The sequence below is a fragment of the Humibacter sp. RRB41 genome (assembly GCF_022761015.1).
In the GTDB taxonomy this organism is placed as follows: Bacteria; Actinomycetota; Actinomycetes; order Actinomycetales; family Microbacteriaceae; genus Humibacter.
Genome location: NZ_JAKWJQ010000001.1, coordinates 319,531 through 337,025 on the forward strand (window position 1 = coordinate 319,531; position 17,495 = coordinate 337,025).

Sequence of the window (17,495 nt, forward strand, 5' to 3'; positions counted from 1 at the left end):
GTTAGAGCTCTAACTGTTAGAGTTTGAAACATGGCACGGGAGAACGAGAGATTCAGCGGTCTGCAGCTGCTGCGCTGGATCGGCTGGGCCCAGCGCAAGGCAGCCGAAGACTGGGTTCGCGAACGCGGAATCAGCATGGAGCAGGGCTTCGTGCTCGGCTATCTCGAGCAGGATCCCGGTGCCATACAGCGAGACATCGCCAAGATGACCCGCACGAGCGCCGCCAGCGTGTCGAGCATGCTGCAAGGGCTCGAACGCCGAGGTCTCATCGAGCGACGTACCGAAAACGGCGACGAGCGCAGTAAACGCGTCTATGCCACCGAGGCGGGCACCGAGCTGATCGCGGGCTTCGAAGACGCGATGCTCGCGGCCGACGAGACGATCCTCGCGCCCCTGAACGAGGACGAGCGCGACCAGCTCGACTCGCTGCTGAAGAAGATCACGGCGGCGCTTCCGCAACCCGAGCGCCCGTAGCGGCGCAGCCGTCCACCAACTACTCACCTAGTCACGCACCCACCTCGTCGCGTCGGCGCGTTCCGACGCCATGTCGTCATGCCCTGAAGGGAGCAATCATGAGCACCGCAACCATCGAAATCCCACCGAAGTCCGACGTCGTCGGATCGAACCGCTGGTACCTCTCCGTCGCGCCGATCGTTCGCGCACTCGTGCACCTGTGTGTGCCGATGGCCGCAGGAATGGTCGTCGGCGCCGTCTACAACGTCATCAACGCCGGATTCATCGGCTCCCTGCACGACTCCGTGCTGCTCGCGGCCATCACGTTCGGAACCCCCTTGCTCGGCCTCGTGATGGCGGTCGGCGGCGTCTTCGGCGTCGGCGGCGGCGCGCTGATTTCGCGGCTGCTCGGGGCATCCGAGAAGGATGCCTCCCAGGCCGACGAGATCAAGCACGTCTCGTCGTTCGCGGTCTGGGGCTCGGTCATCGTCGGCGTCATCCTCGGCATCCTCGGCCTGATCTTCCTGAACCCGTTGGTGTCGCTGCTCGGAGCGGATGCCGCCGCCGTGCCCGCCACGAGCGCCTACGTCGCCGTCTTCCTCTGCTTCGTGCCGGTGCTCGCCGTCGCGTTCTGTCTCGAACAGCTCGTGCGCGCCGAGGGTGCAGCCCGGCAGTCCATGATCGGCCTGATCGCCTCCACGATCGCGAACCTCGTGTTCGACGTGCTCTTCATCCTTGTGCTGCACTGGGGCGTCGCCGGTGCAGCGCTCGCCATCGGACTGTCGAACCTCGTCAGCGTCGTGTACTACATGACGTGGCTGCAACGCCACAGCGACCACATCAACCTGGCACCGCGCTGGTTCACACTGCGGGCATCCGTGTTGAAGCCGGTCTTCAGCGTCGGAATGGGCGAGCTGCTCCAGTCGGCCTTCCTCATCGTCACCAGCCTGGTGCTGAACAACCTCGCCGTGCACTACGGAGACGGACCGCTTGCGGCCATGGGCGTTGCCGTACGCATCGCACAGGTGCCCGAGTTCTTGATCATGGGCATCACGATCGGAGTGCTGCCCTTGCTCGCCTACTCGTTCGGCAAGGGCGATGCCAAGAGACTCTCGTCTGCACTGCGTGCCTCCTCCGTCGCCGTCGGCGGCATAGCGGCCTTCTTCTTCGTGCTGGTCTTCCTGTTCCGTGATCAGCTGTTCTCGATCTTCTCGTCGGACCAGTCGTTGCTCGGTATCGGCGTCACGATCTTGACCGCCCAGCTCGTGGCGATGATCGGCAACGGCTTCACGGGCCTCATCACCTCTCTGCTGCAGGCGACCGGGCGAGGGACCGCGGCGATCGTGCTGTCGATGGCGCAGGGTGTGCTGTTCATCCCGATCGTGATCGTCGCGAACCTCTGGTTCGGGCTGACCGGCATCATCTGGGCGCTCACGGTGACCGAGATCATCGTGCTCATCGTCGGCATCGTGCTGTGGCTCGCATCGCGAGGGGCGATCGTTCGAGGACTCGCCGACGGCAGCCCGGAGCGCGCCGAGCTCGCCCTCGAGCAGGCCGAGGGCTGACGGCGCCCGGCCGCAGGCCGTCTGCGGACGGCCGGCAGCCAGCACGAGTCGCTGCGATTGCTCAAAGTGAGAAGCAACCGGCGGCTGTCGATCTCGCGCCACCGTGCGCGTCGGTATGAGTGAGGCCCAGACCGGGCCCATTCGCCACAGAAGAGACGAGGATGACCTCATGGCCGAATACCTGCTCCTGATCAACACCGACGAGTCGGTCTACGCACAGACCGACATCGACATGACTGCCGACCACGATGCGTTCCGCGCGCGGCACGCCGACGTGATCCTCGGAGGCGCCGGACTGTACGGATCCGACACCGCCACCACCGTGCGCACCGACGGCACAGGAAATGCCGTCGTCACGGACGGCCTCTTCGCCGAGAGCAAAGAGGTGATGGGCGGCTACTACCTCATCGACGTCCCCGACCTCGATGCGGCGATCGCCGTCGCGAAGGATGTGCCGGCCTACCGAGGAGGCATCGAGATCCGGCCCGTCATGGTGCGGAACTGACCGTGTCCGCCGGCGCGAACACCGCGGCAGAGGTCGCAGCGGCTGTCGCCGATGCGCACCGACGCGAGTGGGCGTTCGTGCTGGCGGCGACGGTGCGCGTCACCGGTGATCTCGACGACGCGGAGGAGGCGGTGCAGGATGCCTACGCCCGTGCCCTCGAGACCTGGCCGGCCCGCGGCATCCCGGCCAACACAGGGGCGTGGTTGACGACCGCTGCCAAGCGCCGGGCCCTCGACCTGCTGCGCAGAGCGGATGTCTCGCGCCGCGCGCTCCCGAAGCTGGTCGGCATCGAGGGGGCCGCGGCATCCGCTCCGCCGAGTCCGCTCGGTGCTCGCGATGCCCCCGATGCCGACGACGCCGAGAACAGCGTCGTCGCCGATGACCGGCTCCGCCTGATCTTCACCTGCTGCCATCCGGCGCTCGCGTTCGAAGCGCGGGTGGCGCTGACCTTGCGCATGGTGTGCGGGCTCACGACGACGGAGGTCGCGCGGGCTTTCCTCGTGTCGGAGCCGACGATGGCGGCACGGATCACGCGGGCGAAGCGCAAGATCGCGGCGGCCGGCATCCCGTATGCGGTGCCGGCGGAAGCGGACATCCGTGAGCGGGTCGCCGGCGTGATCGACGTCGTGCATCTCGTCTACACGACCGGTCACACCGCGCCGGAGGGCACTTCGCTGTCGCGGCGGGATCTGACCGAACGGGCCATCGAGCTTTCGGAACTACTGCGGCTGCTGCTCCCGAAAGACCGGGATGTCGCGGGTCTTCTCGCGCTGATCTATCTCACCGAGGCGCGCAGGGCCTCCCGAACGGATGCCGACGGCGACGAGGTCATGCTCGAGCACCAGGACCGATCGCGCTGGGACCGTGCGTACATCGACAAAGGGCTCGCCTTGCTGGCGACCGCTGTGGACGGTGCAGCGCCCTCCCGCCTCACAGTGCTCGCCGCGATCGGCGCCGTGCACGACTGCAGCCCCACCTGGGAGCAGACGGACTGGCGCCGCATCGCCCTGCTCTACGACACGCTTCTCGCGGTGTGGCCATCGCCGGTCGTCGAGCTCAATCGGGCCATCGCGATCGGCTTCGCCGAGAGTGCGCAGAGCGGTCTCGACCTGCTCGACGGGCTCGCGGTGGAGCCGAGCCTCGTGAGGTATCCGTATCTCCAGGCTGCGCGTGCCGGCATGCTCGTCAGGCTCGGGAGGCGCGACGAAGCCGTCGCGGCGTACGACGAGGCGATCGCGTTGAGTGGCAACAAACGCGAGCAGGACCACTTGCGCAGACAGCGGGGCGCAGCGGGCGGATTCTCTGCATTCGGATGACTTCCAGATAACAGACGGATAACATGGGCAACGCCGTGCCGCCAACCGCGTCATAGGACTGCCCGCCGAACGTCTCTGCCCCCGAAAACGCCTCTGTGTCAAACTCGATGTCTGCATCCCGCCCGCCAGAGGGTTCGGCTGCGCCATCGAACACGGGCGAACAGGCCTTCGGCAGCAGGCGAGAGCGCCGGGCATACGAAGAGGCGCAGCAGGCAGCACGTGATGCGGCCGCCGGCACCCTTCAGGCGAATGCGCTGAGCGAGACACAGGGCGCTGCCGACGACGTTCGAGCAGCGGATGCCCGCCTCGACGAGGCGCGTCGCTCCACCCACGCCGCTCGTTCCCATCGTGTGCAGCCGGTGGAGGCCGCACCGCAGACGGGCCGGGTGCGGGTTCGCACCGAGGGACTCGCCGGTGTGCAGCCGGGTGTCTCGAGGGCTTCCGCATCGGCGGCATCCGCACGACTGGCATCCGCGTCGCGTCGTCGCATCGTGAGGCCAGCGCCGGTCGCAGCCCCGAAGAGGCGTCGCAAGTCGGCGCTCGCGAGGGTGATCGCGAAGGTCGGCATCATGGTCACGGCCATCGGCATGGTCGCCACCACAGCGGTTCCCGCGTACGCGAGGCTCGACGTGCCGACGGTGGTCGACATCGCGGCCGGACGCGCCCAGACCCTCGCTGTCGGCACGGTGCAGTCGGGCTCCATCTCCCGCGACAACTACGGTGCCCACACGCAATCCGCTGCCCTCGACTCGACGCTCGGAACGGTCGTTGCGCCCGAGGTGCAGGCCCTCGCGCAGCAACTCATGACGGCCGTCGCGCAGGGCAGGCTGGTCGGGAGCACACCCGATCACATCCCGGAGATCCGCTACCTCGCAGAGGGTCAGGTCGTACCGGACTGCGGCATCGACTATCGCGTGCTGCAGACCATCGCGTTCGCTCTCACGAAGTTCAACTCGGTGGGTGTCAGCGACATCAACCGTCTCTGCACCGGCCAGATCGAAGGTGCCGGTGTCGACTCGCCGCACTACACGAACGGCGGGGGTCACGCCGTCGACTTCTACCTGCTCAACGGCCAATCGCTCACCGGCGGGGACCCGGCTTCGCTGCAGCTGATCGAAGACCTCGATGCCGTCGTGCCGACGGACTCGACAGTCGGCCAGGAGGAGTGCCGCTCGAGCATGTCGTTCGCGCACTTCCAGCAGATCGACGACACCTGCAACCACGTGCACATCGACTTCGGCAACGCGGAGGGCACCAGCCTGCTCGGCAGCTGACCGCGTCGCGGTTCCCGATGCGGGTCGGGGGCCCCACTCCGGCCCGGCGATCCCACTCCTCGTTCGCCCCGTTCCGCCACCAACCTGCCCCGCAGATGCGGCCCGCGCCGCCGCGCAGCACTAATTCAGGCTGCGGGGCATCCCATCGACGTAGCGTCGCCGTACTGCCGATTTCTCCTGAATTGGTGCTACGGAGCGGAGCGAAGCCAGCCGCAGAGCGCGGCGGAGCGGAGCGTGCTGCGGGTGCCGGGCACGGGCCTGGCGCGGCCCCATCAACTCGGTGCAGCCACCCGTTTTCAGGCGCAGAGGCGAGGCATCGACAAAAGGTGGACATACGGCCGAGATCTCCTGAAAAGCGGTTGCGCGCCAACATGCCAGCCCGACGGGGCGGGATGCCCACCCGTCGCATCGGGATGCCACCCCATCGGGGCGGGCGCAGTCCCGATCTCGCGTCGGGTGCAGAGCGCCAACCCGAGGCACCACTTGCGGAATACTTTTGAACGATATATCGTTGACCTGTCTTAGATAGTCAACATAAGGAGTTTTCATGAGAGACGATTATTTCCCCGGCGACGCCCATCGTCGCCACCACCCGTATCAGGACCGCGCAGACCAGTGCGGCCGCGGCCATGGGCCGCACCGGTTCCACCACGACGACGCCAACGGTGCCGGGCACCACGGTTCCGGTCACGGTGCACCCCACGAGCACCACGAGCGTCACGACGGTCAGGGGTCGCCTGACCAGGGCGACTTCCCCTTCCCCGGTGGCTTCGGCCGTCGCGGATTCGGTCCGTCGTTCGATCCGCGCGGGTTCGACCCCGCCGTGCTCGCCGCCTTCGGAACCCGCGGACGCAAGCGTGCGTCGCGCGGAGACATCCGTGCTGCCATCCTGTCCCTGCTCGCCGATGGACCGAAGAACGGCTACGCGCTGATCAAGGCCATCGCCGAGAAGACCGACGGCCTCTGGAAGCCGAGCCCCGGCTCGGTGTACCCGACGCTGCAGCAGCTCGTCGACGAGGAGCTCGTGGAGGCGACCGGCGATGGCCGGCGCACCGACTACGAGCTCACCGATGCGGGCAAGGCCTACGTCGCCGAGCACCAGTCGGAGCTCGACGCGGCCTGGAAGGCCACCCCCGGACGCACCGAGGCGGATGCCGCGCTGCACGAATCCATCGGCAAGCTGATGGGCGTCGTGCACCAGTTCCGTTTCGCGTCGACCGATGAGCAGCGCAAGCAGGCCGTCGAGAAGATCGACGAGCTGCGCAAGGCGCTGTACCTCATCCTCGCGGAGTGATCTCCGGGTCGCCTCCGCGTCATCTCGTCGAACCGGCACTGTCTCGTCGGGCCGCCCCTGAATTCACGTGAATTCGGGGGTGGGCTCGGCGATTCAGTGCCGGTTCGACGCATGTGGGCTGGGTGAGGATGCGCTGGCGCAGGTCAGCCGAGCATCGTGCCGTCCACGTAGAACCATCTGCCGTTCTCCCGGCGGAAGCTGCTGCGCTCGTGCAGCACACCACCGTCGCGTGCGCGACCCGGCCGCCGAAGCACGCGCCAGTAGGCACGAAACTCCACCTCGCCCGTGTCGTCGGCGACGTCGCCGCGAACCGTGTTCAGGATGTCCAACCGCCGCCACTGCACGTCGGCGTCGAGCTCCAGCTCGCCCGGCCTCGTCGACGGATGCCACGTCGCCAGCAGATAGACGGCATCCCCCACCGCGAACGCGGAGTACCGCGACCGCATCAGCCGCTCGGCCGTCACGGCGACGGCCGCTCCTCGCAGCAGCGGAGCGCAGCAGTCTCCGAACGCGTCGCCGCTCAGGCAGGGACAGCGATCGGCGTCGGCGACGTGGGAGGCGGTGGACTCGGAATCGATGCTTCCCGCGTCGGCCGCCACGGTCAGTCCTTCTCGCGCAGCCAGTGCGACCGGCGGAAGGTGCGACCCCACCATGCGGTCAGTCCTTCGCCTTCGTACTGCTCGGGGTCGGCATCCAGAACGGCGGTGCCGTCCGGCGCGGGCAGGCCGGCCACTTCGGTCTGGTCGATCGACGTGGCGACCCCGTCGGTGGTGATCGAGGTGATGCTGCGGGCATCCACGAAGCGCAGGCCGTTGGCTGTGCGCACGGCGAGGCCGTCGAAGAGGTCGAGCGAGGCATCCTGCAGCACGTGCTCAACGGTGCCGAGGCGCTCGCCGCCGGTCGTGGTCACGACGGCGCCCTTCTCGATGGCTGTGTAGGCGATCGGATCGGCCACGGCTGCTCCTTCATTTCGTGCGACGTCAGGTGCGACGTTCGGTGCGACGACGCAGCGAGCCTACGCCGCGCGCGGTAACACTGGTTCATGCCGATGCAGGGGAATCGCTCGATCACGCGCACCATGGATCGGTGACCGCAACATCCGCCTTCTCCGCTTCCGGAGACCCCGTCGAGCTCAATGCCGAGCTCGACGATGAGCCCATCGGCTTCGCCACCGCCCAGATCCACGCCGGCGTCGAGCCGGATGCCGGCTTCGGAGCGCGCATCCCGCCCATCTACCTGAGCGCCGGCTTCGTCTTCGACGACTTCGACCACGCCCGCGACCGCTTCGCCGGCGACGCCGACGGCTACACGTACTCACGCATCGGCAACCCGACCACGGCCGCAGTGGAGCGACGTCTCGCCGCGCTCGAGGGCGGCGCTGAAGCGATCGTGGTGGGCAGCGGGCAGGCCGCGTTGTCGGTCGCGCTCCTGGGCATCCTGCAGGCGGGCGACCACGTCGTCTCCGCCAGCAGCATCTACGAGGGCACCCGCGGCCTGCTCCGCGACAACCTCGGCCGGCTCGGCATCGAGGTGTCCTTCGTGACGGATGCCCATGATCCGAATGCCTGGCGCCGCGCGATCCGCCCGACCACGAGAGTCGTCTTCGGCGAGCCGATCCCCAACCCGAAGAACGACCTGCTCGACATCCGAGCGGTGGCGGCCGTGGCGCACGAGGCGGGCATCCCGTTCATCGTGGACAACACCCTCGGCACCCCGTACCTGCTTCGGCCGATCGAGTTCGGCGCGGACATCGTGGTGCACTCTGCCAGCAAGTTCCTCGCCGGGCACGGTGCGGCGCTCGGTGGCGTGATCGTGGATGCCGGACGCTTCGACTGGAGCGCTCGCCCGGATGCCTTCCCCCACTTGAACTCCCCGCAGCGCGCTCTCCGCGGCACGAGCTACGTCGAGGCGTTCGGGCCCTCCGCCTACGCCGTGTACGCGCGCGAGGTGGTGGCATCCCGCTTCGGTCCGACGCTGTCGCCGTTCAACGCGTTCCTGCTGCAGCAGGGTCTCGAGACCCTGTCGTTGCGGGTCGCCCAGCACTCGAGCAATGCGCTCGCGGTGGCGGCGTGGCTTCAGGTGCAGCCGGAGGTGGCATCCGTCGACTACTCGGGACTGGCATCCAGCCCGTACCGGCGACTCGCCGAGACGTACCTGCCGCGCGGACAGGGCAGCGTGTTCTCGTTCACACTCGTCGGCGGCGAGGCGGAGGCGCGCGCGTTCTATGACGAGCTGCGGCTCTTCAGCCGCATGACGCACCTCGGCGACGTGCGCTCCCTCGTGCTGCACCCCGCGTCGACCACGCACACTCTGCTCAGCGAGGACGAGCGGCTCGCGGCCGGCATCGGCCAAGGTCTGTTGCGCCTTTCGATCGGCATCGAGGATGCCGACGACCTGATCCGCGACCTCGCCAGGGGCCTCGCCGCGGTGCGAGCGCTCGTCGCTCGCACGCAACCCGAGGCCCTGGCCGGATGACTGCGACTCAGGGCGCTGGCTCGCAACGACAGGAAACACCATGACACGACAGCAGCACTTCGGCTGGTTCTTCTCGCGCGGTTTCGGTCCGCAAGGCTGGGGTCGCCCTGACTGGCGTTGGGGATACGACTGGACCAAGCCCGACCTCTACCAGCACTCCGTGCGCGAGCTCGAGCAAGCCGGCCTCGACCTGGTGATCATGGAAGACGCCATCTCGATCGGCACGCCGGAGACCCTCGATCTGCGTGTGCGCTCGGCGTACGGCGGTCCGAAGCACGACCCGCTGCTGCTGGCCCCCTACCTGTTCCAGGCGACGAGCCACATCGGCATCGTCCCCACGATCAACGCGGGCGCGACGCCTCCGTACCTCGCCGCCCGCCAGGCCGCGACGCTGCAGCACCTCAGCGACGGACGCTTCGGCATCAACGTCGTCACCGACGTGAAGAGCGCGCGGCACTTCGGCCTCGACGAGCTCGCCCACGACGCCGCCTACGACCGGGCGCAGGAGTGGCTCGACGTCGTGCGCGAGCTGTGGCACAGCTGGGACGACGGCGCCTACATCGCGGATGCCGCCACCGGGCGGTTCGCGGACGGCTCGCGCATCCGCCCCACCCGCCACGACGGCGAGTACTTCAAGGTCGACGGGCCGCTGAACGCGATCCCGTTCGACGGCCCGTCGGCCGGCACCGGAGTGGATGCCTTCGGCACCACGGGCGGCGACCCCGCGATCGTCTCCCCCGGCGGGTCCGGGCGTGGTCTCGGGTTCGCTGGCGCGAACTCCGACGTGCAGCTTGCCCTCGCGCTCCTGAACGTCGACGCGGTGCGGGCGTACCGCGCGAAGGTCGTCGAGGCGGCGGAGGCTGCCGGACGGCGCGCATCCGACGTGAAGACGCTGTTCGTGTTCAAGCCGGAGGTCGTGGCGAGCGAAGACGAAGCGCGCCGCGTGGTGGAGGCGTCGAGGCATCCGTCCGACGACGAGCTGCGCGCAGTACTCCTCGGACAGTCGAGCGACTCCGAGACCGACCTGACCGGACTCGACCTCGACGAACCGCTCGATCCGTCGATCTTCGGACCGCACGTCTCGCGTGGCACGATCAACGGACTGCTCGGCGGAGCGCCCGGCTTCGATGCGCAGCCGCTGCGCGACCTGCTCGCGAAGAAGGCACGCAAGGGCGCGGTGGAGGACCGCTCCGGATTCGTCGGAACGGCGGGTCAGCTCGCCGACTTCATCGAGGAGCTCGGTGAGGATGCCGGCAACGACGGCTTCATCTTCTCCGGCGACCTGCACCCGGTGACGGTGCACCGCATGCTCGACGATCTGGTGCCCGAGCTGCGTCGCCGCGGCATCCTGCGCACCTCCTACGCCCCGGGTGGCCTGCGAGTGAACCTCACCGACTTCTGACGCAGCGGTATTCGAATAGCGCCGCACCCGCTCCCAACCGCAACCGCTGGTCGAGTAGCGCGCCGCAGGCACGCGTATCGAGGCCCACGCCCGGTCTCGATACGCGTCGCCCTCCGGGCGGCGCTACTCGACCAGCGGGTTCGGTGCACTCGACCAGCGGGTTCGGTGCACTCGACCAGCGGGTTCGGTGCACTCGACCAGCAGCGTGACCGCGAGGTTAGCCTGGTCGGGTCGGTTCCTCGGGGCGGAGGTGCGCAGTATGGACGAGCGACGACGGCTGCTCGAGCGCGCGTACTCGCGCGAGGGTGCGAGCGAGCCCGCGGAGCAGCACGTCGATCCTGCCACCGGCGAGACCGTCCGCATGACGCCGAGCCAGTGGGCGCTGGCCGAGTACGACCGTCGACACGGTGCGCACAATGATGAGGGCACCGAGGCTGGCGAGTCGCGCGCCGAGTCGACGGATGCCCACCACGATTCCGCGACGCCCGGCGTCGGCGTAGAGGGCTGGTCGCTCCCCGAGGATGACCGGCCATTCGGCTCGAGGCCTCCGGCGCGCCGCATGAACAAGGCTTTGCCGTTCCTCGCGGCTGTCGGCGGGCTGGTGCTCGGCGTCGCGGTCGCGATCGGGATCGAGGGCGCCCTGGGATCGCCGTTGCAGAGCGTCCCCAGCGCGAGCCCGGCTACAACCGGCCCGGCCTCCGTGTCATCGGCGGGCTCAGGGCAGGGCGACGAGGGAGCGACGCTCGCGGCCGTCGCCAACTACTTCGCGAGTGCGCCACGTGTGGACAACCTTCCTCCCGACGTGACCAGAGGTTTCGATGCGACCTCGTTCCACGAGGTGGCCGGCACGGTGACGGTAGAAGAGAGCAGTTCCATTTATGCCGCTCACCGTCTCGATGACACGTACTGTCTCGTCGCGGTCGTGAAGGACGAGAGGGCCGCCGAGACGTGCGGAACCCTGGACGACATCGCGCGAAGGGGGCTCACGCTCTCCAAGGATGCGATGGACGGGAAGGCATCCATCGTCACCGTGACCTGGCAGACCGATGGGACGATCAGCTGGGAGGTGCTCCCCACCGCAGGCTGAATTGCGGTGAGCCGCGCGCCCGCGGGGGCGGTGTCGTAACGTCGGTCGGGTGACGATTTCTCTCGGATACCAGATCCCGAACTTCACCTACCCCGGCGGCGTGGAGACACTGTTCGACACCGTGGCCGCTCAGGCGCGCGACGCCGAGGCCAGCGGCTTCGACACGGTCCTCGTGATGGATCACTTCTACCAGCTGCCCGGCATCGGCACGCCCGACCAGCCGATGATGGAGGCGTACTCGACGCTGGCTGCGCTGGCGGCGTCGACCAGCAGCATCCAGCTCTCGGCACTCGTGACCGGCAACACGTACCGCAACCCGACGTTGCTGGCCAAGACCGTCACGACTCTGGATGTCATCAGCCACGGCCGCGCGATCCTCGGCCTCGGCGCGGGCTGGTTCGAGCTCGAGCATCAGCAGCTCGGCTTCGATTTCGACACCTTCACCGAACGCTTCGAGAAGCTCGACGAAGCTCTGCAGATCATCCACCCGATGCTCCGCGACGAACGGCCGGACTTCACCGGCAAGTGGTACCGCGCGCACGGCGCGATGAATGTGCCTCGCTTCCGCGACAGCATCCCGATCATGCTGGGCGGTCAGGGCGAACGGAAGACGTTCCGCCTCGCGGCTCGCTATGCCGACCACATGAACATCATCTGTGCGATCGAGGACCTGCCCCACAAGGTGCAGGTCCTGAACCAGCGTGCTGAGGAGATCGACCGCGACCCGTCGACGCTGAGGACGAGTTACCTGGCGAGCGTCGGGCTCGTGGAAACCCAGGCCGAAGCCGACGCGATCCTGGAGAGGATCCCGGAGGACCGCCGCAACCGCGCCTTCGTCGGGACGGCGGATGTCATCGCCGAGCGCATCCAGGCCTCCATTCTGGACGCGGGTGTCGACGGCGTCGTCGTCAATGCCCCGCTCAATGGACACGTGCCCGGCGTGGTGACGGCCATCGGCGAAGCTCTTTCACCGTTGGTGCGCTGAAGTTCATCGCGTCAGCAGTCAGGAGATAGCGCCCCGCACGGCGTAGCGGTGCATCGTCACGCCGTTGTCGAACGACTTCTGCTCGAGCAGGTCGAGAAACACCGGCTCGCGGTCGAGCGAGTCGAACGGTGGTCGCCCTGCGCCGAGAAGCACGGGATGGGTGAAGAGCAGGAACTCGTCGATCAGGTCGGCAGCCAGCAGCTGGGTCGCAAGCGCCGCACCGCCCACCCCGATGTCCCCATCGGATTCCTCACGCAACTCGGCCAGCTGCGCGATCGCGTCGTCTCCACCGATGATGGTCGTGTTGTGCTCTGCCGTTGTGCGGGTGCGCGAGACGAGCACCTTGGGGATGTCCGTCCAGATCTCGCCGTACTCGCGAAGGTAGTCGGGGAGGGATGCGTCGGCGCGGGCATCCGGCCAGAACGGATCCATCATCTCGTAGACGATGCGGCCCTCGACCAGCATCGACATCGCGCGTGCGCGGGCGTTGAACTCGCGATGCAGTTGCTCGTCGATGCTGACCCATTCGGGACCACCGAGGTCAGTGTGCTCCTTCGCCTTCCTCTCGATGAAGAGGTCGAGCGAGACGTTCATCCAGTAAACGAATCGAGCGGACATGCGTACTCCTTCTCCAGATCTTCGCGTTTCTCCAGATCTTTGCGTTACTCCAGATCCCTACGAGCCGGCCAGTGCTGTCAGCGCGGCGCGGTTCGTGTTGTAGAAGGTCTCGTCGTCGAGAAAGCCGAGCTGGCGCATCCGGTTCACCAGGGGCAGCCTTGCACGGCTGAAGCCGAGAGTCACGTGGTTGTCGCGCAGCCAGTCCTTGAGAGCCTCGAAGGTCTCGGCGGCGGTCACGTCGACATCCGTCACGGATTCCAGGTCGAGCACGACGTGAGTGACCGGAGGGTGCTCGCCCGCTTGCACGGCCCGCTTGACGGCATCCGCGAACACGGTTCCGTTGGCGAAGAACAGTGGCGCCGCGAGCCGGATCACGACGATGCCCGGAGCGGTCTCCTGGCCGCTGGGCGCGGCATCGAGGAGCGAGTCCTTCGGGTTGTCGTCCGCCGCCAGCACGTCGATCGCGGGCTTGGATGCCCGGCTCGCGAGGTTGATGAGCGCGAGCACGAACGAGACGACGATGCCGGCGATCGCACCGACGAAGAGCGTGACGAGAAAGCAGACGACGCCGATGATGAACTCGACCTTGTCCTGCTTCCAGAGCCGTGCGAAATCGCGGATGCCCAAGAGCGGCAGCACCGCGACGCCCACGATCGCACCGATCGCCGGCGAAGGGATCTTCTCCAGCAACGCTGTGCCGAACAGCACGAGCAGCAGTGTGCCGACGGCGGTGACGATGGAGGGCAGCTGGGTGCGCGATCCGGCCTGGTCCATCGCGGCGGTGCGTGATGTGGACGAGCCGACGACGAACCCTCCTGTGGCACCGGCCGCGACGTTCGCGATGCCGAACGAGAACAGATCCTGATTCGGCTCCGTGCGATAGCCGCGCTTCTCGCCGTAGCTGCGGGCCACGAGCAGCCCCTCGGCCATCGTGACCAGCAGCAGCGCGATGGCCGAGGGCACCAGGTTGAGCCACGCCGTCCACGGCAGGATCGGCCAGGTCAGTTGGGGCGGGCCGGCATCCACCTTGCCGAGCACGGCAACGCCTGACGCGTCGAGGTGGGTCACAACGACCACCACGGTCGCGAGAACGAGAACGATGAGTGCCCACGGCACGATGCGCGCGATGCGCCTGCCGACCATCAACACTACGACGGCGATCACCGAGATCAGTACCGACCACCAGTTCAGCGTCGTGATGTGACCGAACAGGTCGCCGAGCTTGTCGACGAACTCGGCGCCCGAGTCGATCTTGACGCCGAGCATCTTGGCGATCTGGCTGACCAGGATGTCGAGCGCAAGGCCCCCGACGAACCCGACCAGGATCGGCTTCGACAAGAAGTTCGCGAGGAATCCCAGCCGGAACACCGCCGTCAGCAGGAACAGGATGCCGCAGATGATCGCCTGCGCGAGCGCCATCGTGAGGTAGCTCTGGCTGCCTGCCGCGGCGAGCCCGCCGACCGAGGACGCCACGAGTGCGGCGGCCGCGGCATCCGGCGACGCGACCAGCTGGCGCGACGACACGGTGAGCGCGTAGATCGCGGCGGGCACGATGAGCGCATAGAGCCCGGCGGTCGGCGGCAGCCCTGCGATCTGCGCGTACCCGATGTTCAGCGGAACGGCGATCGCGATCAACGTGACGCCGGCGAGCAGCTCGCGCACGAGATTGTGTGGAGTGAGGCCGGACAGCGGTCGCACGATCTGCATCGGTTCGCTCCTCGTCGCGGGTCTCGGCCACCGGATCGCCAGAACCGCGGATGCCCCTCAGCGGCCACGACCGGCCGGTCCGTGTGATCGCGAGGCTAGTCGTGGCATGGTGGCGGGCATCCGTCGGCCGCGGCAGTTCGCCCGTACTGGGCGAATGGGTGACGCGTCGGGCAACGCTCGCCCGCCCGGGTAGGGTTCACGTGTGCCCGAGTCCGTTCCGCACGATGACGTGCTGCGCCCCCTGCCCGTGACGCGTCGCGGTTACCTCGTCGGCGGACTGTTCGTCGCCGTGATCGGCGCGTTCCTCATGGTGCTCGGCTTCATCGTCGGATTCGGCTCGACCCTTGTCTGGCTGATGGCCGTGATCGGTGTGCTGCTGGTGGCGTACGGGCTGATCGTGGCCGTTCGCGGGCAGTCGCTCGCCGTCGAGCTCACTGCGGACGCCGCCATCGTGCACGGACTGCTCGTGACGACGAGTGTTCCGAGGGCGGGCATCCAGAAGGTCACGAACCGGCCGTCGATCGAGTGGACGGATGCCTCTGGCCGGCCCCGCAGCACCCGCATCACCGCGCTCAACCTCGGCAATCGAGTGGGCACGGCGCCCGCGGTCGTGAAGCACGTCGACGAGGAGTACCTGCGACTGAAGGCCTGGGCGCGCTCGACCCCACCCCCGAAATAACGCCAAATGCGCTTAACTGCGCCACTCGTACTGGCGCAGTTAAGCGCATTTGGCGCAGTAGCGGGGATGGAGCCGGCTCGTCACGCCACCTCGTCTGGCGACTCCGGTGCCGGCTCGTGTGCACGCGCCGACCACACCGCGCCAATGCTCGCCGAGATGACGAGCACGACAGCGATCACCCCCACCCAGTCGAACGTCTGCCGCAGCAGCACGAGTCCGGCGAGCGCGGCGATGGCCGGTGCGAGGCTGAGCAGGATCGCGAACGCCGATGGGTGCAGGTGTCGCAGCGCGAGCAGTTCCAGCCCGTACGGCACGGTCGAGGAGAGCAGCGCGACCGCCGCGCCGAGCAGCAGCACCTCGGGGTGCAGAAGCGCGCCGCCCGCCGATGCGATGCCGAACGGCGCGGACGCGACAGCCCCGATCGCCATCGCGATCGCGAGTCCGTCGAACCTGGCGAAGCGGCGTCCGGTCTGGCGCGACAGCAGGATGTAGAACGCCCACGCGATTCCCGCGCCCGCAGCAAGGGCCACGCCCACGAGATCGAGGGCGCCGAAGCTGCCCTCGCCGAGCAGAGCGACTCCAATGGCCGCAAGGCCCGCCCACAGCCACGCGATCGCCCGCCGGGCGGCGACCACCGAGAGCACGAGTGGACCGAGCACCTCGATCGTCACGGCAGCGCCGAGCGGAATGCGATCCAGCGACAGATAGAAGAGGCCGTTCATCAGCGCGAGCACGAGGCCGAAGCCGATCACCGTGAGCCATGCCGTGCCGCGGATGCCCCGCAGCGTCGGCCGCGCGATCGGCAGCAGGATCACCGCCGAGAACAGCACGCGCAGGAAGACCATGCCCAGCGCTCCGACCTGCGGAAACAGCAGCACCGCGATGGATGCGCCGACCTCCTGACAGATCAGGCCTGCGACGACGAGCGCCGCGAACCGGGAGTCACCGCTGGTGTCGCTGCCCGGTCGTTCCGTCACCACTCGACCGTACTCGTCCCCGGCAGTCCCACCGTCGCCTAGCCCCCCAGCGCTCGCTCAGGGGACTGGGGTGCTCAGGGAGCTCGGATATCGCCGGCATCGCCGCGCCAGAGGCGCGTGCCGCTCGGCGGCTCGGTCCGCAACCGCGCGAGCGCCTCCACGAACGGCCGCAAGGTGGAGACATCCGCTCGGTACCGGTGCACGCTTCGCGCGATGGCCACGGTGAGGATGCCCGTGCCCGCGCTGTCCACCACTTCGGCATCGACCTCCGCGTCGAGCAGCAGAAAGTCCGGTGCGTCGTGCGGGTCACCCGACGCGAAGACCAGCCACTCCTCCGTGAGTCCCAGCTCGCCGTCGACCCATCGCCCGCCGCGCAGAGCGGATGCGGGCACCTCCTCGACGACCAGGAACTGGTTGCGCGGAAGCAGATTCTTCACGTGGGCGCGACGGATCGGCTCGCTCACGGCGTCTCCAGCTCGGCCCAGTCGTCGGGGAGCGGCGCCGCCCGCCATTCGGCATCCGGAAGCCACAGCGACCAGTCGGCTGAGAACGGCCACGCGTTCTCAGCGGCCACCGCGGTCATCTCCTCGGCAGCTCTCCTGGTCAGTTCGGCCTGTTCGATGGAGATCGTGCCTGCGGCGACGCACCACTCGAGCTCGTCGGCATCCTTCACCGTCACCGTGCGGTCGTCGCCTGTCACCACGAGATCGAGCACCCAATCCTCGGTGTCGAAGCCCAGGCGGGTGCGTGTCCACGGCCGTTCGAAGTTCACGTAGAAGTGGGACGACCAGGTGCCCACGTCATCCACCCAGCGCCACACCGACCACGGTTGCGGCCGGCGATGAACGAAGATCACGCCGTCGCCCTCCCACTCGCGTTCGGAGTGCGTGCCGGCCCACCCGCCGCGCACCATGTTGCGTCCGCGCAGGCCGCCGCGCTCGCCGTTGCGCTCGCGATGCGGGGTCTTCGGCGGCTGGTACAGGACAACGAGGTCGTCCTCGTCGGTGATCACACGGGCCGTGTGCGCGTAGCCGGCGTGACGCTCGTGGTGTCCAGGGTCGGCCTCGATGACGTTGCGGTGCACGACGACATCACCGCGTTTCCATGGTTCGTGCCGAGTCATGCGCGAAAGCCTAGGGCGTCACTCTCCATAGGCGC

At 68.1% G+C, this 17,495-nt stretch carries 18 protein-coding genes; 11 read left to right on the forward strand and 7 right to left on the reverse strand.

Annotated elements, in window-relative coordinates:
* The first annotated feature begins 30 nt into the window (after positions 1-30).
* The 6 genes from MJ603_RS01605 (at position 31) to MJ603_RS01630 (ending at position 6,407) form a co-directional block, all read left to right on the forward strand.
* Positions 31-474, forward strand: a complete 444-nt coding sequence (locus tag MJ603_RS01605; protein WP_243061912.1) for a MarR family winged helix-turn-helix transcriptional regulator — start codon at positions 31-33, stop codon at positions 472-474.
* A 98-nt stretch (positions 475-572) separates the two neighbouring features.
* Complete coding sequence (locus tag MJ603_RS01610) at positions 573-2,018, forward strand: MATE family efflux transporter (protein WP_243061913.1); 1,446 nt, start codon at positions 573-575, stop codon at positions 2,016-2,018.
* Between the two features lie 169 nt (positions 2,019-2,187).
* Entirely contained in the window at positions 2,188-2,523 is a 336-nt protein-coding gene (locus MJ603_RS01615; RefSeq protein WP_243061914.1) for a YciI family protein, read from the forward strand.
* 2 nt (positions 2,524-2,525) lie between these two features.
* Positions 2,526-3,839 carry an RNA polymerase sigma factor gene (locus MJ603_RS01620; protein ID WP_243061915.1) on the forward strand — a complete coding sequence of 438 codons (1,314 nt, stop codon included), beginning with the start codon at positions 2,526-2,528 and terminating at the stop codon, positions 3,837-3,839.
* 107 nt (positions 3,840-3,946) lie between these two features.
* Positions 3,947-5,113, forward strand: coding sequence for a hypothetical protein (locus MJ603_RS01625; protein ID WP_243061916.1), 1,167 nt, complete (start codon positions 3,947-3,949; stop codon positions 5,111-5,113).
* Positions 5,114-5,660: 547 nt separating this feature from the next.
* On the forward strand, positions 5,661-6,407 hold the full coding sequence (locus MJ603_RS01630) for a PadR family transcriptional regulator (RefSeq protein ID WP_243061917.1): 747 nt from the start codon (positions 5,661-5,663) through the stop codon (positions 6,405-6,407).
* A gap of 143 nt (positions 6,408-6,550) precedes the next feature.
* On the opposite strand, the gene MJ603_RS01635 is transcribed toward MJ603_RS01630, so the two are convergent.
* Positions 6,551-7,060, reverse strand: coding sequence for a YchJ family protein (locus tag MJ603_RS01635; RefSeq protein WP_308220553.1), 510 nt, complete (start codon positions 7,058-7,060; stop codon positions 6,551-6,553).
* Complete coding sequence (locus MJ603_RS01640; RefSeq protein ID WP_243061918.1) at positions 7,009-7,362, reverse strand: hypothetical protein; 354 nt, start codon at positions 7,360-7,362, stop codon at positions 7,009-7,011. The genes MJ603_RS01635 and MJ603_RS01640 overlap by 52 nt, the downstream gene beginning before the upstream one ends.
* A 131-nt stretch (positions 7,363-7,493) precedes the next feature.
* On the opposite strand from MJ603_RS01640, the gene MJ603_RS01645 reads away from it, so the two are divergent.
* The 4 genes from MJ603_RS01645 to MJ603_RS01660 all read left to right on the forward strand — a co-directional run bounded on the left by MJ603_RS01645 (position 7,494) and on the right by MJ603_RS01660 (position 12,356).
* Positions 7,494-8,882 (forward strand): O-acetylhomoserine aminocarboxypropyltransferase/cysteine synthase, encoded by a 1,389-nt coding sequence (locus MJ603_RS01645; protein WP_308220554.1) that lies wholly within the window; start codon positions 7,494-7,496, stop codon positions 8,880-8,882.
* Between the two features lie 40 nt (positions 8,883-8,922).
* Positions 8,923-10,284: an LLM class flavin-dependent oxidoreductase gene (locus MJ603_RS01650; protein WP_243061919.1), complete on the forward strand. Its 1,362-nt coding sequence runs from the start codon at positions 8,923-8,925 to the stop codon at positions 10,282-10,284.
* A 259-nt stretch (positions 10,285-10,543) separates the two neighbouring features.
* A complete protein-coding gene (locus MJ603_RS01655; RefSeq protein WP_243061920.1) occupies positions 10,544-11,371 on the forward strand; it encodes a hypothetical protein in 828 nt (275 codons plus the stop codon).
* 49 nt (positions 11,372-11,420) lie between these two features.
* On the forward strand, positions 11,421-12,356 hold the full coding sequence (locus MJ603_RS01660) for an LLM class F420-dependent oxidoreductase (RefSeq protein WP_243061921.1): 936 nt from the start codon (positions 11,421-11,423) through the stop codon (positions 12,354-12,356).
* Between the two features lie 18 nt (positions 12,357-12,374).
* Here MJ603_RS01660 and MJ603_RS01665 read toward each other — a convergent pair whose 3' ends face one another.
* Positions 12,375-12,974: a dihydrofolate reductase family protein gene (locus MJ603_RS01665; RefSeq protein WP_243061922.1), complete on the reverse strand. Its 600-nt coding sequence runs from the start codon at positions 12,972-12,974 to the stop codon at positions 12,375-12,377.
* Positions 12,975-13,031: 57 nt separating this feature from the next.
* On the reverse strand, positions 13,032-14,681 hold the full coding sequence (locus MJ603_RS01670; RefSeq protein ID WP_243061923.1) for a SulP family inorganic anion transporter: 1,650 nt from the start codon (positions 14,679-14,681) through the stop codon (positions 13,032-13,034).
* A gap of 202 nt (positions 14,682-14,883) precedes the next feature.
* Between MJ603_RS01670 and MJ603_RS01675 the strand changes: the two genes are divergently transcribed.
* Positions 14,884-15,360 (forward strand): hypothetical protein, encoded by a 477-nt coding sequence (locus MJ603_RS01675; protein WP_243061924.1) that lies wholly within the window; start codon positions 14,884-14,886, stop codon positions 15,358-15,360.
* An 80-nt stretch (positions 15,361-15,440) separates the two neighbouring features.
* On the opposite strand, the gene MJ603_RS01680 is transcribed toward MJ603_RS01675, so the two are convergent.
* The 3 genes from MJ603_RS01680 to MJ603_RS01690 all read right to left on the reverse strand — a co-directional run bounded on the left by MJ603_RS01680 (position 15,441) and on the right by MJ603_RS01690 (position 17,460).
* A complete protein-coding gene (locus MJ603_RS01680; protein WP_243061925.1) occupies positions 15,441-16,337 on the reverse strand; it encodes a DMT family transporter in 897 nt (298 codons plus the stop codon).
* 74 nt (positions 16,338-16,411) lie between these two features.
* Positions 16,412-16,801 carry a hypothetical protein gene (locus MJ603_RS01685; RefSeq protein WP_243061926.1) on the reverse strand — a complete coding sequence of 130 codons (390 nt, stop codon included), beginning with the start codon at positions 16,799-16,801 and terminating at the stop codon, positions 16,412-16,414.
* Positions 16,798-17,460, reverse strand: a complete 663-nt coding sequence (locus MJ603_RS01690; RefSeq protein WP_243061927.1) for a DUF402 domain-containing protein — start codon at positions 17,458-17,460, stop codon at positions 16,798-16,800. The genes MJ603_RS01685 and MJ603_RS01690 overlap by 4 nt, the downstream gene beginning before the upstream one ends.
* Positions 17,461-17,495: the final 35 nt, after the last annotated feature.